22 protein-coding genes are annotated in these 23,034 nt (G+C 35.6%); all 22 read right to left on the bottom strand.

Features of this window, described 5'->3' with window-relative positions; all coding sequences use genetic code 11:
• Positions 1-51 precede the first annotated feature (51 nt).
• On the bottom strand, positions 52-816 hold the full coding sequence (locus tag T7867_RS07445; RefSeq protein WP_068217448.1) for a glycosyltransferase family 2 protein: 765 nt from the start codon (positions 814-816) through the stop codon (positions 52-54).
• Positions 809-1,909, bottom strand: coding sequence for a glycosyltransferase (locus T7867_RS07440; protein WP_068217445.1), 1,101 nt, complete (start codon positions 1,907-1,909; stop codon positions 809-811). The genes T7867_RS07445 and T7867_RS07440 overlap by 8 nt, the downstream gene beginning before the upstream one ends.
• Positions 1,906-2,964 carry an EpsG family protein gene (locus T7867_RS07435; RefSeq protein ID WP_068217442.1) on the bottom strand — a complete coding sequence of 353 codons (1,059 nt, stop codon included), beginning with the start codon at positions 2,962-2,964 and terminating at the stop codon, positions 1,906-1,908. Before T7867_RS07435 ends, T7867_RS07440 begins: the two co-directional genes overlap by 4 nt.
• The gene (locus T7867_RS19665; RefSeq protein ID WP_157717537.1) at positions 2,961-3,113 is read right to left on the bottom strand and encodes an LbetaH domain-containing protein; all 153 of its coding nucleotides are present in this window, start codon (positions 3,111-3,113) and stop codon (positions 2,961-2,963) included. The genes T7867_RS07435 and T7867_RS19665 overlap by 4 nt, the downstream gene beginning before the upstream one ends.
• A gap of 449 nt (positions 3,114-3,562) precedes the next feature.
• Positions 3,563-4,519 carry a glycosyltransferase family 4 protein gene (locus tag T7867_RS07430; RefSeq protein ID WP_157717536.1) on the bottom strand — a complete coding sequence of 319 codons (957 nt, stop codon included), beginning with the start codon at positions 4,517-4,519 and terminating at the stop codon, positions 3,563-3,565.
• A 116-nt stretch (positions 4,520-4,635) separates the two neighbouring features.
• Entirely contained in the window at positions 4,636-5,472 is an 837-nt protein-coding gene (locus tag T7867_RS07425) for a hypothetical protein (RefSeq protein ID WP_068217436.1), read from the bottom strand.
• A gap of 1 nt (position 5,473) precedes the next feature.
• A complete protein-coding gene (locus T7867_RS07420) occupies positions 5,474-6,592 on the bottom strand; it encodes a hypothetical protein (RefSeq protein WP_068217433.1) in 1,119 nt (372 codons plus the stop codon).
• 161 nt (positions 6,593-6,753) lie between these two features.
• Positions 6,754-7,446, bottom strand: a complete 693-nt coding sequence (locus tag T7867_RS07415) for a CatB-related O-acetyltransferase (protein WP_068217430.1) — start codon at positions 7,444-7,446, stop codon at positions 6,754-6,756.
• A complete protein-coding gene (locus T7867_RS07410; protein WP_157717535.1) occupies positions 7,443-8,774 on the bottom strand; it encodes a hypothetical protein in 1,332 nt (443 codons plus the stop codon). The genes T7867_RS07415 and T7867_RS07410 overlap by 4 nt, the downstream gene beginning before the upstream one ends.
• The gene (locus T7867_RS07405; protein WP_068217424.1) at positions 8,767-10,179 is read right to left on the bottom strand and encodes a lipopolysaccharide biosynthesis protein; all 1,413 of its coding nucleotides are present in this window, start codon (positions 10,177-10,179) and stop codon (positions 8,767-8,769) included. Before T7867_RS07405 ends, T7867_RS07410 begins: the two co-directional genes overlap by 8 nt.
• Positions 10,180-10,326: 147 nt before the next feature.
• Positions 10,327-11,010: an acylneuraminate cytidylyltransferase family protein gene (locus tag T7867_RS07400; protein WP_068218498.1), complete on the bottom strand. Its 684-nt coding sequence runs from the start codon at positions 11,008-11,010 to the stop codon at positions 10,327-10,329.
• A 218-nt stretch (positions 11,011-11,228) separates the two neighbouring features.
• Positions 11,229-12,257: a GDP-mannose 4,6-dehydratase gene (gmd, locus tag T7867_RS07395; protein WP_068217421.1), complete on the bottom strand. Its 1,029-nt coding sequence runs from the start codon at positions 12,255-12,257 to the stop codon at positions 11,229-11,231.
• Positions 12,258-12,260: 3 nt separating this feature from the next.
• Entirely contained in the window at positions 12,261-13,346 is a 1,086-nt protein-coding gene (locus T7867_RS07390) for a DegT/DnrJ/EryC1/StrS family aminotransferase (RefSeq protein ID WP_068217418.1), read from the bottom strand.
• A complete protein-coding gene (locus T7867_RS07385) occupies positions 13,343-14,128 on the bottom strand; it encodes a TIM barrel protein (RefSeq protein ID WP_157717534.1) in 786 nt (261 codons plus the stop codon). Before T7867_RS07385 ends, T7867_RS07390 begins: the two co-directional genes overlap by 4 nt.
• An 80-nt stretch (positions 14,129-14,208) precedes the next feature.
• Entirely contained in the window at positions 14,209-15,255 is a 1,047-nt protein-coding gene (locus T7867_RS07380) for an N-acetylneuraminate synthase family protein (RefSeq protein WP_068217412.1), read from the bottom strand.
• 7 nt (positions 15,256-15,262) lie between these two features.
• Positions 15,263-17,884 (bottom strand): SLBB domain-containing protein, encoded by a 2,622-nt coding sequence (locus T7867_RS07375; RefSeq protein ID WP_068217409.1) that lies wholly within the window; start codon positions 17,882-17,884, stop codon positions 15,263-15,265.
• A 31-nt stretch (positions 17,885-17,915) separates the two neighbouring features.
• On the bottom strand, positions 17,916-18,419 hold the full coding sequence (locus T7867_RS07370; RefSeq protein WP_068217406.1) for a UpxY family transcription antiterminator: 504 nt from the start codon (positions 18,417-18,419) through the stop codon (positions 17,916-17,918).
• The gene (locus T7867_RS07365; RefSeq protein WP_068217403.1) at positions 18,412-18,936 is read right to left on the bottom strand and encodes a winged helix-turn-helix domain-containing protein; all 525 of its coding nucleotides are present in this window, start codon (positions 18,934-18,936) and stop codon (positions 18,412-18,414) included. Before T7867_RS07365 ends, T7867_RS07370 begins: the two co-directional genes overlap by 8 nt.
• A 150-nt stretch (positions 18,937-19,086) precedes the next feature.
• A complete protein-coding gene (locus T7867_RS07360; protein ID WP_068217400.1) occupies positions 19,087-20,217 on the bottom strand; it encodes a DegT/DnrJ/EryC1/StrS family aminotransferase in 1,131 nt (376 codons plus the stop codon).
• An 18-nt stretch (positions 20,218-20,235) separates the two neighbouring features.
• Positions 20,236-20,601: a four helix bundle protein gene (locus tag T7867_RS07355; protein WP_068217397.1), complete on the bottom strand. Its 366-nt coding sequence runs from the start codon at positions 20,599-20,601 to the stop codon at positions 20,236-20,238.
• A 96-nt stretch (positions 20,602-20,697) separates the two neighbouring features.
• Positions 20,698-21,753 carry an NAD-dependent epimerase gene (locus tag T7867_RS07350; protein ID WP_068217394.1) on the bottom strand — a complete coding sequence of 352 codons (1,056 nt, stop codon included), beginning with the start codon at positions 21,751-21,753 and terminating at the stop codon, positions 20,698-20,700.
• Positions 21,753-23,033 carry a nucleotide sugar dehydrogenase gene (locus T7867_RS07345; protein ID WP_068217391.1) on the bottom strand — a complete coding sequence of 427 codons (1,281 nt, stop codon included), beginning with the start codon at positions 23,031-23,033 and terminating at the stop codon, positions 21,753-21,755. Before T7867_RS07345 ends, T7867_RS07350 begins: the two co-directional genes overlap by 1 nt.
• Position 23,034: the final 1 nt, after the last annotated feature.

The raw sequence follows: 23,034 nt of genomic DNA, 5'->3' as shown, positions 1-23,034 counted from the left end.
GGAGGGACCTCTAGTTGAAGATTTATAATTACTGGATAAAACAGTATTTAACTATCTCGAGTACTTTTTAACTCCATTAATAAAGTAGCAAACAAAACAGTAACAAGAATAGATAAAATTTAATCTCTCAACCTTTCTATAAATCTTCCATTGATATTTACTAGCAACAAACTTATTTCTAGAAACAGAACCCTCCCTAATCATATAAGTAGCTAATGGAACTTTGTATCCGTATGCATAGTCTGTAATTTTTAATAACTTCAACCAAAGTCCATAGTCCTGTCTTTTATCTATGATAGGCATATATTGTTTACCAAGCTTTTCGACATCATAAAGTGCAGTTAAACAAGATATTGGACATGTTTTCAATAGTGACTTATAATTTACCTTATTAGGAACGATAAAATCGCTTATATAGTGGTTATCTCTCTCAGAGAATCGTTTGTACGAAGCAAAAACGAAGGAATAATTGTTCTCTTTAATAAAAGATAGCATTGATTTTAAAAAGTCCACATTCCAAATATCATCGCTATCTAGAAAAGTAATATATCTACCCTTAGCTTCCTGAATTGATTTGTTTCTGGCTACGGCAGGGCCAGCATTTTCAGCAAGCTTAAACACTTTTATTCTGTCATCACTCTCAGACAAATCCGTTAGCAAATCCATGGTGTTATCGCGTGAACAATCATCAGTTATTAGCAATTCCCAATTTTCATATTTCTGGTTCAACACACTTTGCACTGTGTTCTTAACGTATTTTGCAGAATTGTATGAAGGCATAATAATGGATACTAACCCTTGTTCTTCCCTATCCATTATTTAGACTTTTATAAATTTCCATCGTATCTAATGATATACCCGACCAATTATATTTTTCTTTCATTAACTCAAGTGAATTAGAAATCATGACCTTTCTTTTTTCTGAATCTTGAGAGACCCCTAAAATAGCCGTAGATAACTCGCTGGAATTTCCATATTGAACAAACTCACAACTCTCTGAAAATTCCGATTTAAAAGTTGGCAAATCGGTTAAAATAGCAGCTTTGCCTGCACTTAATCCCGTTATTACTGCACCAGAAGTCGTAATTGCCCTGTAGGGGAAAATCAATAATGAAGCCCCCTTTATATACTTTTTCAACTCAGAAACATCTGCGTAAATGTTTTTATACTCTACGTTCATATCATCATGAATATGACTTAAAACAACCTCTTCATAAGAGTCTGGGCATTTTCCTATTATTTTTAAACGTAAGTTTGGATTTACTCGATTAACCTCTTTCCAAGCGCTGAGTAAAAAGTCAACCCCCTTGTAGGGTCGAATTAACCCAAAGAAAAGAGCGTAACTAAACTCATTGTTTTCTTCCGAATATTCTTCAGGATTAAAGAGAAGGCTGCCATGCCGAACAACTTCAATATTCGATTCAGCTATACTGTAATCATTTATTAACTCACATCTAATGTTTTCGCTATGCACTATTATTTTGTCCATAACATTATAAAGCTTCTTAAACCTCGATTTGAAAGTCAGATTTGAATCATGAGGAAGCACATTATGAATGGTTAGTACCAATTTATGCCCCCTTTTTTTTAGTCTCTTTAAGATGAACAACTCTAGCGATGTTTTATCAAATAACGGAAGCCATTGAAAGTGTAGAGTTGTTAAATGCTTCGATTTAAGAATTGACCTATAGAAGAATAAGTGATTTAAAAGAAGATTAATAAATTTAAAGTGTTTAAAAAGCAGCCCCTTCTTTTGAGGGAAATATTTCACGTAGCCCCACATATTAGATTTAAAAGTGGAGTCTACATACTCAGCTGAAGACCCATTTTCCTTAAGTGCTTTATGTAGCTCTTTGTTATAAGCAGGAGATCTTTCAGCTAAATCAATGATGTATATCTTTCTTTTCACTTGAACTTCCCTTTATTGTCTGTTGTGAAAATCGTACTGTAAGGAGTCAATGCTGACTTCTTTTCATTTCTTGTCGTCAATGAAATGTATGACAGGTTAAAAACTAATAAAATGAGACAGGCTGAAATAGATACTAATCTTTGAGGTTTAAAGGCCTTAACAACCAATGGCATAAGAGGAACAATAGATATCGAAAAATACTCGAACACCCTTATACCTGCATGGCCAAAAGAACCAAAAAGATTATAAAATAGAATTCCTAACGAAAATATTCCTACAAAAAAATGTACCTTCTCATTTAGCCTGTTCTGCAAAAATAAAAGGCCTAGTGCAACTCCATTCATTAGAAATCTTATTAGGTTACCACCGGTACCTTTAACACCTTCAGGGCTTAAATATGAGCTACTAAAACCAGAAATATCCAATAACATTAAAGTAATCTGACGACCAAATACAAATGTCAAAGCAACAAAAAAGGTAAAAACCCATGGCTTTATTTTAACGAAACACATCGGGATTAAAAGTATGGTTACAAAAGAACCAGAATGAATTAATCCAGAGATACAAACAATTATTATATAAGTCAGAAACTTCCTATTTATTAAAAAACTAATAGCGTAAAATATTATTGCTATAGCTAAATGTTGCCTGATTAAACTGAACGAGTCAATGAAGAATAAAGGGAACAGTGCGTATATAAAAAGTCCTATATGCAAGCTATCTGGCATCAAACGTTTTAACCCTTGAAATACGAAATAGACAGTTAAAAAACTGTAAATGAAAAATATGAGATAAGGCAGCTTGAACAGCCATACGGTAAAAACAATTATTTTACTTAAAAACTCAAACCTTAAGAACTCCCATAAAAAATCACCTTGTTGTGAAGCTACTTCATAGTAAACAGGATAGTCGAACCCTACATCATAACGAATAGCAGATATTATTGCTAAAAATATCGCAAAGGCTTGTGAGAACGCTTTTTTTCCATTGTCTAAAGAATCAGCGATTATCAAAAACAATACACTAATTAATGATAAGATTAAATAAAATATCATTTATAAAGTCCCTTGATTGTACCTGGGTTTTCTATATCTCTCAAAACTAAAGCGTGAGCCGCTAATTTTGAATTTGAGCAAATCTTTGACACTGAAAGTACCGTGACATTACAACCAAAATACACATTGTCTCCAATAACAGTTTCCACCTCTTTGACCTCATCTGAACCAATCGTTACGCCATGAAAAATGGTTACATTATCCCCTATTGAAGTGTTTTTTTTAATAATTATGTTATAGGGTTACTTATTTAGGCAGCAAAAGACTGCAAACCAAATACTTACAATTTAATCAAATTTAGAGCTACCCCCCTAAAAACAATTACTGGTTGCTTTAAAAGAGGGTTCATCTTTTTTGCTCTGCGATTTAAGTAAGTAACCCTATTATGTTATATGGATGAGGCACTCTTAGCCCTGACCCAATATTAACAGAAGAAGGCACTTCGGAGTTAAAAGCTATCGAAAAAAGAGAATTCCAGATCTTAAAAAGTAATCTAATCAATGAATATAATATGCCTTTTGGCCAGTTATACGTGTTACCCCTGACAATAAATAAAAATAGTCTTTGATTGAATCTTTTATTAACTCTAAAATCTGATTTAAGAATTTGAAGTAGCCCCATCAAAAATAATGTTATTGTAAATGTTAAAGACCTTTTTGGGCAACCGCTCAGCTTCAATGAAGAGCTTACCTTGCTCAGAAATTAATTCTCTGAGATTCTTATGGGTCAATAGCTTTATTAACTCTTGAGAAAAATCCTCTCCTGAAAAAAGCATACCTGTTTGACCATGATAGATATTTTCAACTATTCCTGGGATACGCGAGCCAATGCATGGTACTCCAACTGCCATAGCTTCTAGTAAAACGTTTGGCATACCCTCACTGTAGGAGGGCAAAACAAAAACTGTGGATGAAGAATAAAAATTTAGCAAACTTTCTTTCTCTAGTTTATCAAGAATAGTTATCCAATCACATGTTGCAAAATCATAAAATCTATCCAGCTCATCATAATAGGGCTTATCAGTAATTGGACCGATTATGGTCAGTTTTAGATTAGTCACGCCTACTTTTGCATTTCTACAAGAACTGAGCAAACGCTTTAATCCCTTTCTCGGGTTAAATTCTCCAACAAACAACACATTTGCTTCTTGAGGGCTTCTAGCTTTATTTATAAAAAATTCATCAACAGGATTAGGAATAAACTCAATATTAATTTCATTGCCCAACAACGTTTGTGCCTCTGTTTTAGATGCCTCACTTAGAACGATTATATTATGAAACCTTTTCGCTAACCATTTTCTCAAGGTAGAAGATCTAGAGTAAAAGCTTTTCAACTCATTGGCACAGACCCTACCAGTAAATGTTGAATTAGTTAATATAGAAACGCCTGCAATCAATAAGGAAAACAAATAAAGGTTGGGACAGAATACGGCTGAAACTTTTCTCCTATTGGCAAGAATAAAAAAACATGCATATAAGCTGAACCATAAACTTCTAATCCTATTGTTTTTTATAAAATCAAAAGGAATTATAGCATGAGGGATATCACTTTTCAATTCTGACCTAAAAGTTAGAACTACAACATTCTGGTCTTCTAAGTAAGGGATCATCCTACGGGTAAACTTAGCCCACCCTGCGTAGGTCTCTTCGAAAAATAAAGTCGGAATTAAAATCACTTAGCCTCTCGTAATTTCAATTTGTATAAAAGGACATACCCTAACTTTCCCAACATCAAGAAATAGCTTTCATAATTGACAAATAGATAGATTAATAGTTCTCTATTAGTTTTAGAGGCTAACGTTTCAAGTGATTTTTCTCTATTATTTGAACTTCTATTTATAAACTCATCTGAGACCTTCTTCTTTACAGCAAGAATATAGGCTGCCATGGCAATAAGTTTTTGTCGAGTGAAGTTCAGGAAAATTGATTTACATAATAAAAAAAATACCTCGCCATGAGTCGAGTTTCTTTTCGGCATTTCAACACCTCTTGGAAAAGCTTTAATAGCTCTATGACTCCCAAAATTAAACGCTTGTTCATCACTAGGATCCGGACAGTGTAAAATATACTTTGAAGAGGGTCTTGAGACTATCTCACTTTTTAGAACTGAGCTTGAGATTAACGTCCTATCGGTATATAGATTATCAGTATTTGCAGTCCATCTGACTCGATTACTATAAGCATTAACACCACTTATGTAATCTTCCAAGAAATAGTCCCATATATGAAAATGTAGCCAATCTAACTCTATATCATTTTCAAACTTTCCTTTAAGCCAATCAATAAACTGATCATCTGTTATGAACATGTCTGCATCTAGCTTCAGGAAAATGTCAAAATCATTTCTATTCTTATAGAAGGTCGAATAAAGCAAGTCATGTGCCTCATTCTTAGGCAAGTTATTGATTACAAAGTAGTCATCATTATCGGCCAAGTACCTTTGAAGCTGTTCTTTCAAAAAGTAGAACTGAGGCTCATCTACTCTAAGAATACCTACTAATAACTTCAAATTATCTTTCGCTTTGAATTTGCCTCAATTCATTAAATAAAGGCTCAGAAAAAACCGAAAAGGCTATAATTACCGACACAAACAAAAGAAAAACGATTTCAGCCAAAATAAATCTCTTGGTTATGCTTTGAGTGGCCTTATTAGGTATAGTGATTTCTTTAATTACGTAGAAGAAAGGCTTATCCTGTTCCATTTTAATCTTAGCCTGTTCCAAATCTGTAGCTAATTTTTGATAAACAGCACTAACAATAGAAAAGTCTGTTTGGAGATTCCTCAAACCTGACTGTCCTCTACTTGTTACCAGGTTAGCATTCATATCTTCATACTCTGCCAACTTTGCTTGAGCCATCAAATATTCACTTTTCTTTTTCTCAAAAAGACCTTTAATGAACTCGTAATCTCGCATAGCTTTTGCAGACTCGAATTCAGTTAGCTTATTTTTTAAAACTTCTAATAACGCCAAGGTCATTTGACTAGAAATCTCAGGATAATCTGACTCAAAACCAGCAGTCACTAATCGACTTCTTGAATCGATAGAAATAAATGCTTCAGATCTCATTCTATTGATAACCCCTTCATCTACTTTGGAAATAAAATTGACCTTATCCTCTTTCAGTTGATTGGCTTCATCATCTGTATTCTCCATCTCAGTATTTTCACCTGATTTAAATAATCTGATGATTTTTGAAGGTAATCCGAGAGAATACTCTCGGATTACTTCAACATAACTTGGCTTATAATATTCTAGAACATATTGCTTGTAGGTTAAAGAGTCATTACTGATATCACTTATCATTAATTTCTTATTGATCAACCTCAACTGAACTTCATGATTCTCTAGTAAATCTGGATATAGAGTAGAACTAATTCCAACAGAGTTTGAAGCCCCGCCTAAATTTAATCCAGCTGCGTTAGCCAAAGGTCCAAAACCTGCTAAATCTACACTAGAAGGCTGGTTATTAGTTTGAGGAAGAACAATTACATCAGATAGGTATTTCTTTGGGTAAAAGTAAACTAACAGGAGTATGACAAAATTGAGGGCAATCAACACCTTCCAGTTTCTCTTAATTCGGATGTAGAACCCATGTAGTAGTCTAATTATGTTTATGTCTTTAGCCATTTTTTAGAAAGAAAAATTCAACAGAACAAGAAAATATACAATTACCGAAATGAGTGATTGCAACTAACTAGATTAAACCTGAGATACGGTACTGATAACAAAAACTGTTTATACTTTTAACATTAATATTTAAGATTCTCAATTCAGATCTATACGTTTTTTTAGTCATTCTGTAAATACGAATTTAAACTACAAGAATTAATTTTTTTCAAATTAAATAAATCTTCATTCTCAATGATTTTTTCGATAGACCATTCCCACCATGCCATTGATTCCAATATGTCAATTGTCTCTCTATCAAACCTAAACTTTAAAACTTTAGCCGGTGTTCCTGCAGCAATAGCATAGGCAGGAATATCACCCACAACGACTGAGTTAGCAGCGATAATAGCTCCGTTCCCTATCTTCGCACCACTCAGGATAACGCATTGTGCCCCAATCCAAACATCATTACCAATGATAATTTCGCCTTTACTATGAATATCTAGACTTTTACTTTTACCGAAAATATTCTTATTAATTAAGTACGTTGATATTCCTGTGTAGTTATGATTAAACTCCTGGATATTAACATTCCTCGCAATGCTTGTAAAAGCTCCTATCCTAACAGAATTTATATAACAATGAATATCTGTATTCGGGCCATTAATTGCTGAATATCTACCGATTGTTACTTTTTTGGATTCAGAGTGTATTTGAACCCCTCCAGCTATTTTTACATTTTCTGATATCTCTATATTACCGAATAATTTACAACCAGATATTTTAGCAGAATTTGATATTTTTAAACGATCAGTAACTTGAATCACATTTCTTTTTGAAATAAATTCAAATATTTTAGTTAATAACCTCATTCAACTTCGAATTTTTCCCAACCGATTTTAAAATCTCGAAACCAAAAGAATAATTTTGGCCTTTGAACTATTAAATCACAAGCTCTAGAATCTAAAAAGTATGTTGGAATATTGAATTCTGCCGCTTCCAATGCAGTCCCAGAAAAGCAAGTAAAATGTACTGAAGTATTTTTTAGTATCTCCGGTAGTGGAAATTCATTTCCCTTATCTAGAAAAAAAGATTCATCATTCGTTATATGATTGATTAGTAACTCCTTAACAAAAGCATAGTCTAATAACGTTTGACGTGGATGAAATCTTATCCACCAGAAAACACCATCTCCAGCCGTTTTTGCCATAAAATTTAAAAAATCTGAAGGTATAGGTGTTTCCAATGGCTGTAGGCTCAATAAATATAACGAATTGGGTATAGCCATTTTTGAATTCTTATTCTTCCAATATTTAATCCAATCATTACCATAAACAACTGATCTGTGATATTCAGGATTTAAAGTAAAATCATTAATTGTTTTGGCAGACGATTCATCCCAAGTCCAAAATTCATTTGGCATTAAGTAATTATGATTCTTGAAAATGTATTTCCATTTACCGTAAGCTCCGTGTGTTGAAGTTTGTGGACCGTGTTGCAAATCTACTTTTTTAACCCCTATACGTGATGCCGCTAAAAAAGCTCCAAATACAGGATTACTATAATAGCACAATGCCACTACCTCCTGAGCCCTTGATTTCTTTAATAAGAAAGTAAATAAATTTTCCCATTTACCTATCGTCCTCAATGAAGTGAGAATAGTAGATTCAAAGTTTAAAAAAGGACAACCAAATCTCTTCGAAACAACATCTAGCAGACATCTTAACTTAAAAAGTTCAGCTTCCTTTATAGAATATTTATTATAACCTGAGAAAAAAGACCAAATTGGTAAAACCTCAAAGAGCTCAATTGTTTTAGAATAATAGTTTACATCCCTTTTTCCTGCATATTCTAGAAGTAAGCCATTCTTCGTTAATTCTGGATCAAAAAACCTATTAAAGCTACTGCCCTCATGATCTACTCTATGTGAATTAGCCCCGAGTAGTAACCTTTCATTTTTCTTTATAAAAAAACATTCAGCTATAGACCTCAGCCTTGAAGGTATTGATACAATTTTTTCAAAAATGGTACTTTTCCTTTCATCCTTAGAGGTGGACAAATTTTCTAAATTTTTAATTAATTGGGAGTATAGCTGTACACGAATTAATGGCCATAAGTCAATTTTACCAAGAATAGGGTGATTGATAAATACGGAAACATAATTTGCATTCAAAAAATCTATAATCTTTTCCCTATCCATACTCATTTTTAAGGCTTTTGGATTTGATATAAAAAAAAGAAATACATAAAAGAACAAATAGACTTATAACTAACTTAAATTCAACCTTCAAATCTCGGGCATAAAATACTCCAATAGTCAATAAGCATGTAACTAGAAACATGAAAATGGGATAGTAGTTAACAACCAACAACTCTCTAACAGTTCTAACAAAATAAAAACCATATCCCATCAGCATATAACTGATGAAAGTAGTTATTGCAGCCACTTCAAAACCAAAAATTGGAATTAATAACAGATTCAAAAACACATTAAAAGCACCGGCTGTAAATGTTAGTCTAGGCATCCAAGTCGTCTTCTCTTCAAACATCAGGCGTGCACTAGCTCCAAGGTACATAGGTCTGTAAGCATAACTCATAACTAAAACTATACCTACATCATATGTCTCAGCCAATTGATCATTATTGATTAAAAACATGAAAATCTCTTTTAACCATAATGCCAAACCAGCAGTTAGCAAGAGCATCAATTTTTGAGACGTTACAATTAAATTTCTCGCTTTGATATAATCGTTTTGTTTATAAAAATTATTTAGTAAAGGCCCTATAGCTAACCCCAAGGCATTTCCTAAACTGCTGACTACTCTAGCAACGGTATAAGCCACATTATATTTACCAATTGAAGGTGTCCCAACTCCCAAATTATCCATGACTACTTTATCAGAGCTTTCTAATAAAAAGCCTGAATAATAGTGTGGAACAAGTGGAAGGCTAATTCGTAAAGAATTTAGGATTGTTCCCTTTTTATAATTAAAAATTGGTGTCAGTTGGTGAGTAATTAGTACTGGAAAAAGATAAGAGAGGTTCAATAAAATACTAACTATACAAGTAGACCAAATCCAACCCATATAGCCCATTTTTAAAATGGCTATAAAATATAAATTAAGGAATACCGTAATTAAACCTGAACAAATAGTACGAATTGCGATTTGAATAGGTTCTTGTCTTAATTGGTAAAAATTAAACCCTATCAAATTTACTGGTCCAAATAAAACTAGAGGGAAAACTGAAAGACAAATGATTTTGAATTCATTTTGTCTAGCTTCAGGAGGTATAATGAAATAGAGTATAACTGCTGATAAAAAAGCAAATACAATGGACCATTGAATAAGGAATCCATAAACTTGTCTCCATAGCCATTTAAATTGACTTGGAGATTTAAAATAGGAATTAACTAAAACAACACGCAATCCAATAGTTGACAATACCGATAAAGCTGTTTGATATGCAGTTATAGTACCAAAAACACCATAATCTAATTCAGTAAGGTATTTTGTAATAATCGGGAGAATAAATATTGAGGCGATTTTGGAAACATGAGGAGATATTCCGTATAAAACAGTATGAGAAAGAAGCTTCTTAAGCATTAATTCAATATATAATGCAGTAATAACATATTATTTTAATGATTTATATAATATTTATAAAAATAAAATAATAAAAATCTATTAAATCAGATTTTTAACTCAGAACAATATAAATCAAGAATAAAGTCAATATACAAGTATACCCTTCTAACCCTTAGAAATTAATAATTCCGAAAATTTCCAATCTAAGATGTCATCGATGTCTACTGATGATTCTTTATCCATCTCAAAACCCGTAACTCTTTCAAACTGATGAATATCCCTTTCTTTCAATGAGTTAACATTTATGACATAGACCGCGCCATTATACTCCCACACGGTTGGCAGGTCTTGTCTTCGGGTTACATTTGAGTCTTTGGATTTCCTTAAGTATCCATGTTCATTTTCTTCAAACAGCACAAAATAGGGGTTGGACTTGGTCTTCTTGACAGAAACTACCATGTCCAAATCTGCATGGTACTTTTCAAGGGCCTCTTTAATGTGAACGGCCTGGCGAAAAGGGGAGGTAGGTTGCAACATGATCACTATATCAGGCTTCATACCATTGTTTTCTGCCCAACCAATGGCATGAAGCAGGGCCTCTCTAGAGGTAGACTGATCAGTGGCCAGTTCTGCCGGCCTGGTAAATGGTACTTTTAATCCCAACTCTTCGACAATATCCTTTATTTCCGAATCATCAGTAGAAACTAAAACTTGTTCTTCCTCAAACAGCTCTAGTGCTACATCTATGGTGTATTGAATTAAGGGTTTGCCCCCGAGTAGTTTTATGTTTTTCCTTTTCAACCCTTTGGATCCTCCTCGGGCAGGAATTACTACTAAAGCTTCATTCAAATTAATCACTGTTTTATTAACCTTAGTTTTTATGGTAACTTTAATAGCATTCTCTTTAAGATATTGTTAATAAAGAGAATAATATAGGTCAGCTCAAATCGAATTCACATGTAAGTAATTTAGAAATCGATTTTTTCTTAATAAGGAGTTGACAATCAATGAGATTAGAAAAAAGCCACGGATATCTTTTAACCTATTGAGCAAAAGGCTATTTAATCTCATACCTGTCTTAACTCATGTTCCATCATTATTCCCACTAACTCTTCAAACTTCACTTTGGGCTCCCAGTTAAGGAGTTTTTTTGCTTTAGTACCATCGCCAATCAATAAATCAACTTCTGTTGGCCTGAAGTACCAAGGATCTATGGCTACAATCACCTTACCCGTCTTGCGGTCTACTCCTTTTTCATCTACACCTTCGCCTTCCCAATCCAACTCAATTCCGGCATGACCAAAAGCGAGCTCTACAAATTCTCTGACAGAGTGGGTCTCGCCTGTGGCAATCACAAAATCGTCACCTTCGTGATGCTGAAGAATATGCCACATAGACTCTACGTACTCCTTAGCGTATCCCCAATCGCGTTTTGCATCTAAGTTGCCCAGATAGAGTTTTTCTCTCTCACCTTTTTTAATTTGCGATGCAGCCATTGCAATTTTTTTTGTTACAAAGCTGTTTCCTCTCCTAGGCGATTCATGGTTGAATAAAATGCCATTCGAGGCGAACATACCGTAAGCCTCCCGATAATTAACTGTTAACCAGTAAGCGTAAATTTTGGCCACACCATATGGACTTCTTGGATAAAAGGGTGTTTCTTCGTTCTGAGGGACGGCCTGCACCTTACCATAAAGTTCACTAGTTGAAGCCTGATATACTCTAGTTTTTTCGGTTAGCCCAGAAATACGAATAGCTTCGAGCACCCTCATTGTTCCAAGTCCATCAGCATTCGCAGTATACTCAGGAATTTCAAAGCTGACCCTTACATGACTTTGAGCCGCTAGATTGTATATTTCGTCTGGTTCAATTTGCTGAATTAAACGAGTAACATTCATTGAATCTGTGATGTCGCCATAGTGAACCTTGAAGTTAGATTTTTTATGTGGATCTTTATAAAGATGATCAATTCTCAACTTTTGTTCTAGACTAGCTCTGCGCACGAGTCCATGGACTTCATAACCTTTGTTTAAAAGAAACTCTGCCAGATATGATCCATCTTGACCGGTGATACCAGTGATTAATGCTCTTTTCATTTATTAACTACTTAAAAAGTCAATTACGCATTGACTTATATAATCGATTTCTTCATTTGTCAATTGAGGATAACTTGGTATGCTCACCCCCCTTTTAGAAATATCTTTTGACTGCTCGAAATTACCCGTTTCAAAGTAGGGTAAATCATCCATTGAGGTGAAAAATGGCCTAGTTTCAATTCCTTTACGTGACATGAAGTCTTCTAGACCTGACCTAGATACTCCATGAGGAAGACAAAATGAAACTAACCAGTATGAAGGATTTACGTGCTCTTTGGGCACTTGAAATTGAACATATTGACTCAAATTAGTATGATATCTTTTGTAGACTTCACGCTTTCTTTCGAGAATGGCATCCAATTTTTCTAATTGAGCCAATCCAATCGCAGCTTGAATGTTGGTCATCCGATAATTGTATCCCAACACATCATGATAATAGCGTTGGGTAGTTGAATTACCTTGATTTTTTAATTGTCGTGCTTTCTCTGCAAAGTCATCATCATCGGTAAGAAGGGCTCCACCTTCACCAGTGGTGATAGTCTTATTACCAAAAAAAGAGAAGGTAGATAATTCACCAAATGCACCCGAGTTCTGACCCAAATACTCCGCACCAATAGACTCCGCAGAATCAGCAATGATTCGAATATCGTACTTCTGTGCAATTTCTCTCAAGGCCCTGTAGTTAGCTGGATAACCATAAATATCAACAGCAATTATAGCTTTGGTATTTGAAGTAATTTGGTCTTCGATCTTGCTTACATCTATGTTCCAATCATCTTGAGTAATATCTACAAAAATGGGCTTAGCTCCACAATAGGCAACGGCATTCGCTGTCGCTACATAGGAAAAAACCGGCATGATAACCTCACTTTCTCCATCTAGGCCTAATAAAAGACATGCAATATGAAGTGGATGAGTACCATTATGCATACTTATGGCATGTTTGACACCTGCTATCTGGCACAGTTTTTCCTCAAACAGGTCAACATATTCTCCACGCGAAGATATCCATGAAGAGTCTAAGCAATTATTAACTAATTCCTTCTCCCGACTTCCTATGGAAGGCTGATAAATTGGATACTTTATCATTGCAATTGATCAATCAAATCGTAAGTTCTTTTTAAATCTTCTAAGCCAGAATAAACTTCTAATGTAACTGTTTTGCCTCTTAACTGAGACGTCTTAAGAATTTCATACATTTCTGAATCCTGGCTCACACCCTGATTGGAATCGGATAAACCATCATTATCACTTACGTGTACATAGTCTGTTTCTTTCACCAACCTGGAGGCCTCGTCTTCAAATGAATACCCCAAGGATTGGCAAGAAACCTTTAAATGAGCAAAGTCAAGTAATATCTTTAACTGAGGAATTCTTTCCTTGAGCTCAAAATATTCATCAGCACAGGTCAACATAAATGGATTCTCCCCATACTCATCGAAGTTAGCCTTGGAGACAACATTGTTCTCTATGTAAAGATCACCTATACCTTTAGAATATAAATTTGTAACGGTGCTTACAAATCGTTCAAAGGACTCTTTGCGGTCGTAAAGCACCCTTTTGGTGATAACCTTTCCCAACTCATCTGCTTCGATAGGAATGTAAAAACCTGCATGAACAGCATACTTTCCTAGGTTTAACTCTTCCGACAGTTTCAAAGAAGATTGAACATGAGACAATGAACGCTGAAATGTCTTCTCGTTAAGGGATGCCATATTTAGGACAAAATCCTTTTCAACCGGAGGAGAATAATTGTGAAGCTGCAAACTTACATCGCTTTGTTCAACTATATTCTTGATCTCTGAAATATTGGAACCTGAAAACTGGAGACCACCTGTGAGTTCTACAGAACGAAATCCTAATCGTTTCAATTCAAGAACATTTTTTTTAAGGTTTCTCTCCCTAATACAGGCTGATGATACAAAAATTGACAACTGTTAGCCCCCTCCTTTTATAATTCTATAACTTCATCCCGTTGAAAAGACCTCTTTGCTCTTCTACCAACTATTTGATCTACATATAAAGCTGGAATACCTTCTCCTCCAGTTCTTTTTGTATTTACGTGTTCTAAAGTCAAAATTTCTCCTTTTTGAATATCCATTGCTGCTACTATTGACTTTTGAAGTGAGGCTCTCGTGCCTAACTCACTGATTGTCGGAAACTTAATTGGGCTTCCAATAAATTTTTCAGCCTTTCTAACTTCATTAACAAACAGGGTAAGTTCATCGGGCTCAAGAGAGGCCACATGGTCAGGCCCAGGTAGATTCTTGTCGAGAGTAAAGTGTTTTTCAATAACTTTCACACCATACATTAGAGAATAAGGTGAAGCTCCTACTCCCTCTGTGTGATCACTAAATCCAGTTATAATTTCAAACTCATGATTAAATGACCTCAACACTTCAAGGTTCACTTCTTGAGGTGGAGTAGGGTAATTCGAAGTACAATGTAACAAAATAATATTCTTATTTATCTTCGAAATCTCCTCCAAAACATACCTGATTTCAGACATATAAGTCATACCTGTAGAAAGCAGCATTGGTTTGCCCTTTCTAGCAATCTTCTTTAGAAACATAAGATTTGTTGTATCTGTGGATGCTACTTTGTAAGCATCCAAATCACAGATATCCAGTGCATCTAGACTAACCTGATCAAAGGGCGTGGTGAGAAAAGTTATATTTTTGGAATCTGCATACAGCTTTAGCTCTAACATCTTTTCTGCTGACACCTCAAGTTGTTTCAACATTTCAAATTGAGACCCCTCCTTTTCTAAATTAATCTTTTGATAAGTGGCCATACCAACGTTGGATAAGATGAGTTCCTTTGCTATAAAAGACTGGAACTTGATTGCATCTGCACCGCAATTTATTGCAACATCAATCATTTCTTTGGCCATTGATAAATCACCATTGTGATTAACACCAGCCTCAGCTATGACAAAACATGGATTTTCTCCTCCAATTTGTTTATTACCTACCTCTATTATCTTACTAAACTTCATACTTTAATTAGTTAGACAGCCGATCTACTACCAAAGCAAGCGTAGCCACCGAACCAGCGGCCGCAATTATTGCTTGAAAATTAACAGGCTCCCTGTCCGGCCTTCTACTCACAAAAATCGTTGACCCAGGTTCGACTTTTGGGTAAAACTTAAAGAATAAAAATCTTCTCGTTTGTTTACTTCTGCCATTAGGATATTGTACATAGCTTCTTCCCTTCTTAGCTACAGCAGTAAAACCACCTGCATCATTGATATAATTTTTAAAGTCATAATCCTCATCGTACCTCACATTCAATGGAGATATGACTTCTCCAGCAATTCTTACTGTTTCCAGTTTAGGCGGAATGGAAATAACATCCCCCTCTTTTACAATATAGTCGTACTTGGAACCCGGTGCGTCTAAAATTTTCACCAAATCTAATACAGTAGGTTCCTCCTCTTTAATTTCTATATCTCGAATTAAAGAGTCTTGTTCTTGAATGTCCAAAATGTTTTCCTTTCTAACTCGAGAGCCTACCACATCTGCCTCATTATTTGGAGCAATCTTATTTTGTATCTTGTTCAACCGTTCAATCAACCTTGTTTGACTTATGTTTTTTAAAGCAGATTCATCGCTTAACAATTTTGACCTTAGTTGCTGTAAGTATTCTTGTGAAATTTGATCGTTTGTCTTTGATGATGAGAATTCCGTTTTTCTTACCAGAATAGCTCCTTCAGGGTAAGCATAGGTAGTCAAGCCTTGGGCTCTTTTCAATATATCAGAAATTCTTTCGTCCTTTCTACTAATAGAATAAGTTCCAGGAGCGATTACTTCTCCCTCAACTGTTACCTGTTGCTGAATAGTATAACCAGGTGTTTTCCGTATATAGATTTGATCAAAAGGCTGAAGCATAATATTTCTATCTTCAGCAGACAAAGAGAGTGACTTATCAACCTGAACAGTAATTATCTCAGCCATTGTATTTAATGAAGGGCTAGTATTTCTTCTAGAGATTTCAACCATAGCTCCAGATGCTCCCTCTGTCAAACCTCCAGCTAAAATTATGAGGTCTTGAACAGTCATTCGTCTAAAGAAAGGATACACTCCTCCTTCTAAAACCTCTCCTGAAATCTGTACAATATATTCCTCTCTTAAAGAGTAAATGGAACTAATACTCACTATATCCTCTCTTACCAAAAGAACATCTTCAATAGTACCATTCATTAGTTGCCCTAAATCTATAGGAATCACATCTTGAGAAAAGTCCTCATTCATTCTATAGATTGTAGCACGATTCATAAATACATCGCCTCTTAAGCCATCTGCTTTCTCAATCAATTTCCTCAATGTCAAACCAGGAGTTAATTCATACTCCCCCTCTCTGTAAACGGCTCCATCTATTTGAACTCTATTTCTATATCGGTCAAGTATTGGTGTGATTTGAAAAATATCACCATCCTTCGGTTCAAACTCATTAAACTCAGATGCATTAACATCTATTACTTCCCTTTCCTTAAGTCCATTTCTTCTAGCAGTAACCAAAGCTTTATATGCAGTATTAGTAAACCCTCCAGCGTAAGCTAGTAATTGCTCAAAAGTTTCACCGTCCAGAACTTCATAGTATCCAGGACGCTTAACCTCACCTTCCAATTCAACTCTCGATTCGAAAGGACGAACTATTACAACATCACCGCTTTTGATTCTCAAGTTATTATCTTGAAAGCCATTGATAAGAAAGTCATAGAGGTCAATAGTAGCTTTGAGCTTCCCATCTCTCACTAGCTGTATATTTCTAAAAGTACCTTGTTCATTCGGCCCTCCTGCAGCATAAAGAGAGGTAAAAACGGTGGACAAAGAAGATAGAGAGTAATTCCCCGGCTGGTTAACCTCTCCAACCACGGAAACATTAACAGTTCTAACATTGCCTAAACTAATCTGATAGAAAATGGACGGATTTTCTCCCTTTAAACCATTATAAATCTGGCTTAATCTATCGATGATTTTCTTTTCAGCATCTTTAATGGACAATCCATTTACATAAATAGGACTTAAATTATCTGGTCTGATAGTGCCTTCCGGTGAAACTTCAAGTCTATTATAAATTTGAGTAGCTCCCCATAAATCAACTACAATAATATCTCCAGCACCCAAAGTATAATCTTCAGGGGTAGGTATATTCAAGTTAGGTGCAAAATTGAGGTTTTCTCTTTGGAAAAGATCATAACCAAAAATCTTCTTCTGCTCCTCAGTTAAGTCCTCTTCCGGAATTTCATATGGGTCCTTGCCAAAGATATCAGAGCCTGTTTGTAGAGAGCCTTGTCTTCCGCTTGTGAGATTTTGACCAGTTTGGGACTCCGTACCTTGTTGGGACATTTGGAGCCTTAGCTGCTCCACTCTTCGTCTAAGTTTAGCGATTTGGGACTCAGACACTCCTTGCTGTCTAGCAATAGCCTCCATTTGTTGTTCAGTATACCCGCTACTTTCTGCTTGCTTCATGTATCTGAGAATCTCCTCATCGGACATCTCATCTACATTAATGGTTTTTAAATCCTGCCCCATGAAGGTTTGTCCATGCGAGTCGTTCAGATTAACTATTAATAACAAAAAGCAGATTAGGTGTAGTGCTCTTTTGAAAGTAGTTATTAACATAAATATCTATTAATCTGCAAGAATAAGCATTTTATATCTCTTGAACTTTTAAAACAGATATTTCTGCTTGTAAAGAATAATTCAAGGATAAAATATTGAGGATCACCCTATTTCCTTTCCTTTTAATTAGTTCGCCTCTTTCTCCTCTTAAAGGACCATCAGAAATCTCTAATTCCTGCCCATATTTAAGGTTTATGTTTTCAGCTTTTGCTTCAGGGTAATCTTCTAAGAACTCTCTTATTGCCTCAATCTCGTAACTTCTAATTACAACTGGTTTTTTAAGCCAAAACACGGAAGAGGCTACACCTTGGTCTCGAAGTATTTCTTGTCTTTCTAATTCATCAACATTCGCAAAAATGTACGAATTAAAAACAGGTTCTTTAACCTTCTTCTTCCGGTCCGACCATTGCTTAATAACAGTTCTTGTTGGACAATATATATCGAAACCTTGCTCCGAAAGTCTCTCAGCCACCTTTTTCTCATTACGTGGCTTAGTATAAAATGCTGTCCAATATCTTGAATCCGACTTACTCATTCCACAGCAACAGATACTTCTCCGACTCAAAATCTAAAGACTTAGCTTCTTCCTCGGTATAATTTAAATATTGGATTTTCTTATCGATCAAATCTTCAACTTTATCTACCAAGTGTGTTAAATAAACTCTATCGGGATTTCCAACAAAAACGAGGCTAATCACATTGGATTGTTTACCACAAGCTAAATCACCTGTTAAATAAACTGATCTTAAATCTCCTAACTTCTCTATGACTTCCTCTATAATAGAGCTAAGCCCAGTTTGCTTAAGTAATATGCTTCGAACCTCATTAAAAAGAGAAAAGCCCGTATTGGCCTTGTAGTACTTCTTGTTTCCCACCAGCTCACTTTCTACCATTCCTGCCTCCTCAAAACGAGAAAGCTCAAGCCTCACTGAGTTGGTACTTTCCTCGAACTCATCAGCTAAACCACGGAGATAAGACTTGCTCTCCGGGTTTAAGAAGAGCCTCAATAAAAGTTTAATTCTGGTTTTGGAAGAAATAAGAGCTTCTAACATTTAGCTATTTACAGCTTCGCCCGGTCGGTCACATTATGAGACCTAGCAATGAGTAGTAAATCTACTCATTCTTAAATAATCACAAAAAATAAGAGGAATATTTTTGCTCAGAAATAACTGATTAATTAAGCGGCTGGAATGATCCTAAAACTATCCTTGAAAACCATGTACCTTATCTACAATGAACTTAAGCTGTTCATCACTCATTTCTGTGTGGATAGGCAATGAAATGACTCTGGAACATAAATCCTCAGTGTTTGGCATGTCGCCTGTTTGGTACCCGAAATATGAATATGCCTTTTGCAAGTGGTTCGGAACAGGATAATAAATCATTGATGGAATTTCGAAAGAGGCTAAATAATCAACTAATCCATTTCTATCAATTCCATCAGACAACTTTAAAGTGTACTGATGATAAACGTGAGTACTGAATTGAGACTCATGGGGAGGAGTTATCCATCCAGCATTTGAAAAAGAGTCTGAGTAGCCATCAGCAACCTTATATCGTGCCGAATTGTACTCATCTAAATATTTGAGCTTTACGTTCAAAATGGCAGCCTGAATACTATCCAAACGCGAGTTAACCCCGATGGAATCATGATAGTATCTTTTACTTTGACCGTGATTAACAATCATTCGAAGTTTGGCAGCTAATTCATCGTCATTGGTCATGATAGCACCACCATCACCATAAGCGCCAAGATTCTTTGAAGGAAAGAAAGAAGTTGCCCCAGCATCGCCAATTGTACCCGCCTTTGCTTTCTCTCCATCAGAAAACGTATATTCTGCACCGATAGCTTGTGCAGTATCTTCAAAAACCTTTAGGTCATGAGTCTTTGCTACACTCATTAACCGCTCCATGTCAACACACTGTCCGTAAAGATGCACCGGTACAATTGCCACTGAATTTTCTGAAACCTTAGATTCCAAATCTTCAATATCGATATTGAACGTGTCAGGATAAACCTCCACAAAGACCGGTTTAAAACCAAGAAGGGCAATAACCTCTACCGTGGCTACATAAGTATAAGATGGAACAAGTATTTCTGACCCTTTTGGAAAATCATAGGCCATCATAATGATTTGAAGCGCATCGGTTCCATTGGCACATGGAATGACATGCTTAACATCTAAGTATTTCTCTAAAGAGGTCTGAAAATTATGAACTGCAGGCCCATTAATAAATGCTGCAGACTCAAGAATGTTATTAACCTCTTCTTTTACTTCGTCCTTAATTTTGGCGTATTGACCCACAAGGTCAACCATTCTAATTTCTTTCATGTTGATGCGTTGATTTGTTTAATTGTTGATTTGCGAGTTTCTTAAACTATTCAGTTTGTTCGTTACCCCTTCAATCTGAGATCTTGTTTCAGAATATTCTTGATCGTTTACAAATTCAAGGTCGAGAGATAAGATCAACTGATTTAAAAGCTCTAAAGCAGAACCATAAGACATTGTTGTAAAATGAGATTTGTCCTTCATTGTTCTTCTGGCTGTTCCTTCTGCCAAATTTGAAGCAATGGATATAGCACATCGTCTCATTTGAGAAACTAGGCCGAACCTCTCATCATCAGGATAGTTTTTTGTGAGTAAATAAACTGATTTAACCAGTGTGCGAGCATTTTGCCAAACTTCCAGCTTTTCAAAAGAATAGGTGTAGTTCATAGTTCTTACGTTTATACGTTGATTTGCAGATTACCCGAGTAATCGTTGAGGTGTTTATATGTTTAGGAAATACTGAACAAATCCACGAATAAACAGCTAAACGGAGTAAAAACTTCTGTACCACTTCACAAACTCTCCAACACCGAACTCCAAGCTGGTTTCAGGCTTATAGCCTAAATTATCAATCAAATCTTGAACATCGGCATAAGTTGCTGCAACATCACCCGCCTGCATAGGCATAAAGTTTTTCTTGGCTTCTATCCCCAAGCACTTCTCAATGGTAGAAACAAAGTCCATCAACTTAACTGGCGAATTATTCCCAATATTATAAACAGTATAAGGGGCCTTGGCGGTACCTGGATCTGGATTTTTACCGCTCCATTCTTTATTTCCTTTAGGGGGATTATCATTTACTCTAATCACTCCCTCCACGATATCATCAACATAGGTGAAGTCTCTCGACATTTCTCCATTGTTAAAAATATTGATTGGCTTGCCTTCTAGAATTGCTTTGGTAAATAAGAACAAAGCCATATCTGGCCTTCCCCACGACCCGTAAACTGTAAAGAACCTAAGCCCTGTGGTAGGGAGGTTAAATAAATGACTATAAGTATGAGCCATTAACTCATTGCTCTTTTTGCTAGCAGCATACAAACTGATCGGATGATCTACATTATGATGAATGGAGAAAGGCATTGTTTCATTCAACCCATAAACAGATGAACTACTAGCGTATGATAGGTGTCCTACTTTATTGTGTCTGGAGGCCTCTAAAACATTGACGAAACCAACAATATTACTATCAATATATGCTTGAGGGTTTTCTAAACTATATCTTACTCCAGCTTGGGCGGCCAAATTGATAACCCTATCGAATTGCTCTGAAGCAAAAAGTTTATTTAGGTTCTCAGCATCTTCTAACTTTAACTGAATGAATCGATAAGCAGGGTATTTGGAACTTTGGACTAATTTGCCGTAATGAACATCTTTAATGTCAATTCCAGTCTGATCCAATCGACCATGTTTCACACGGATATCGTAATAATCGTTGATGGAATCTAAACCAATTACCTGATCTCCTCTTTCTAAAAGCCTTTTAGCCAGATGGAATCCTATAAAACCTGCGGTACCAGTAATTAATATTTTTGCCATTACAATCTTGAGGTTACTTTTTCTCTTGGAAGAAACGATTTAACGTCATAAATAATTGAGTCTCCTGGAAGGTCATCAATAAATTGACCGCCAAACTCTTTGTGAGACACCGCCAAGACAACCCCCTCATATTCAGTATCAGACAGAACATCTTTTGATACTAAGTCAAGTCCATATTCATGCTTCACTTCGTTTGGATTTGCCCATGGATCAAAAACATCGACACAAACATCAAAGTCCTGTAACTCCTTAATGATATCAATAACTCTCGAGTTTCTAATATCAGGGCAGTTTTCTTTAAAGGTAATTCCCAGCACAAGTACCTTAGATTTATTGACAACCGATCCGTTTTTCATCAATAGTTTAACCATTGCACTGGCCACATAAGGTCCTATCGAATTATTTAATCTTCTTCCTGCTAACAAAATCTGTGGGTAATATCCAACCTTTTGAGCCTTTTGAGCTAAGTAATAAGGATCTACTCCTATGCAGTGTCCTCCTACCAAACCTGGTCTAAATGGCAAGAAATTCCATTTGGTACCAGCAGCTTCTAAGACATCTACGGTATCAATACCCATTTTATTGAAAATCATTGCCAATTCATTCACAAAGGCAATATTGATATCTCGCTGGGAGTTTTCAATTACTTTGGCAGCTTCTGCTACTTTGATTGATGCTGCTTTGTAAGTTCCTGCTGTAATAACTGATTTATACAGTTGATCGACCTTTTCTGCAATTTCTGGATTTGAACCAGATGTTACCTTAAGGATTTTCGTAACGGTGTGCTCCTTATCTCCAGGATTGATTCTTTCCGGTGAATAACCGCAATAGAAGTCCTCATTATACGCTAGGCCAGAAATTCTCTCCAATACCGGGACGCAATCTTCTTCCGTTGCTCCAGGATATACCGTTGACTCATATATAACAATATCTCCCTTCTTAAGAACCCTTCCGATAGTTTCAGAAGCCTTAATGAGTGGAGTTAAGTCAGGATTATAATCATCATCAATTGGGGTAGGGACTGTTACTATGTAAATATTACAACCCTTAACATCATCTAAAAGATTGGTGTTGTACAGCCCTTTAGAATCACCTTTAGCGCTTAAAACAGTCTTTAACAAGTTATCTTCAACCTCTAAGGTATGGTCATGACCACCATTCAATTCTTTAATTCTGGCTTCATTGATGTCGAAACCTACTACTGGGTACTTCTCTGCAAAAGCTACAGCAAGCGGTAGACCCACGTATCCTAATCCTATTATCGCGATTTTGTCACTCATG

This window comes from Roseivirga spongicola (assembly GCF_034376045.1).
GTDB lineage: Bacteria > Bacteroidota > Bacteroidia > Cytophagales > Cyclobacteriaceae > Roseivirga > Roseivirga spongicola.
This window is presented reverse-complemented; position numbering and strand designations above follow the sequence as displayed.

What these genes read in the sequence shown, in the direction of transcription:
- T7867_RS07445 (WP_068217448.1), bottom strand. Translation starts at nt 816, where the DNA reads ATGGATAGGGAAGAACAAGGGTTAGTATCCATTATTATGCCTTCATAC.
- T7867_RS07435 (WP_068217442.1), bottom strand. Translation starts at nt 2,964, where the DNA reads ATGATATTTTATTTAATCTTATCATTAATTAGTGTATTGTTTTTGATA.
- T7867_RS07420 (WP_068217433.1), bottom strand. Translation starts at nt 6,592, where the DNA reads ATGGCTAAAGACATAAACATAATTAGACTACTACATGGGTTCTACATC.
- T7867_RS07415 (WP_068217430.1), bottom strand. Translation starts at nt 7,446, where the DNA reads ATGAGGTTATTAACTAAAATATTTGAATTTATTTCAAAAAGAAATGTG.
- T7867_RS07410 (WP_157717535.1), bottom strand. Translation starts at nt 8,774, where the DNA reads ATGGATAGGGAAAAGATTATAGATTTTTTGAATGCAAATTATGTTTCC.
- T7867_RS07405 (WP_068217424.1), bottom strand. Translation starts at nt 10,179, where the DNA reads ATGCTTAAGAAGCTTCTTTCTCATACTGTTTTATACGGAATATCTCCT.
- gmd (WP_068217421.1), bottom strand. Translation starts at nt 12,257, where the DNA reads ATGAAAAGAGCATTAATCACTGGTATCACCGGTCAAGATGGATCATAT.
- T7867_RS07390 (WP_068217418.1), bottom strand. Translation starts at nt 13,346, where the DNA reads ATGATAAAGTATCCAATTTATCAGCCTTCCATAGGAAGTCGGGAGAAG.
- T7867_RS07380 (WP_068217412.1), bottom strand. Translation starts at nt 15,255, where the DNA reads ATGAAGTTTAGTAAGATAATAGAGGTAGGTAATAAACAAATTGGAGGA.
- T7867_RS07375 (WP_068217409.1), bottom strand. Translation starts at nt 17,884, where the DNA reads ATGTTAATAACTACTTTCAAAAGAGCACTACACCTAATCTGCTTTTTG.
- T7867_RS07370 (WP_068217406.1), bottom strand. Translation starts at nt 18,419, where the DNA reads ATGAGTAAGTCGGATTCAAGATATTGGACAGCATTTTATACTAAGCCA.
- T7867_RS07365 (WP_068217403.1), bottom strand. Translation starts at nt 18,936, where the DNA reads ATGTTAGAAGCTCTTATTTCTTCCAAAACCAGAATTAAACTTTTATTG.
- T7867_RS07360 (WP_068217400.1), bottom strand. Translation starts at nt 20,217, where the DNA reads ATGAAAGAAATTAGAATGGTTGACCTTGTGGGTCAATACGCCAAAATT.
- T7867_RS07355 (WP_068217397.1), bottom strand. Translation starts at nt 20,601, where the DNA reads ATGAACTACACCTATTCTTTTGAAAAGCTGGAAGTTTGGCAAAATGCT.
- T7867_RS07350 (WP_068217394.1), bottom strand. Translation starts at nt 21,753, where the DNA reads ATGGCAAAAATATTAATTACTGGTACCGCAGGTTTTATAGGATTCCAT.
- T7867_RS07345 (WP_068217391.1), bottom strand. Translation starts at nt 23,033, where the DNA reads ATGAGTGACAAAATCGCGATAATAGGATTAGGATACGTGGGTCTACCG.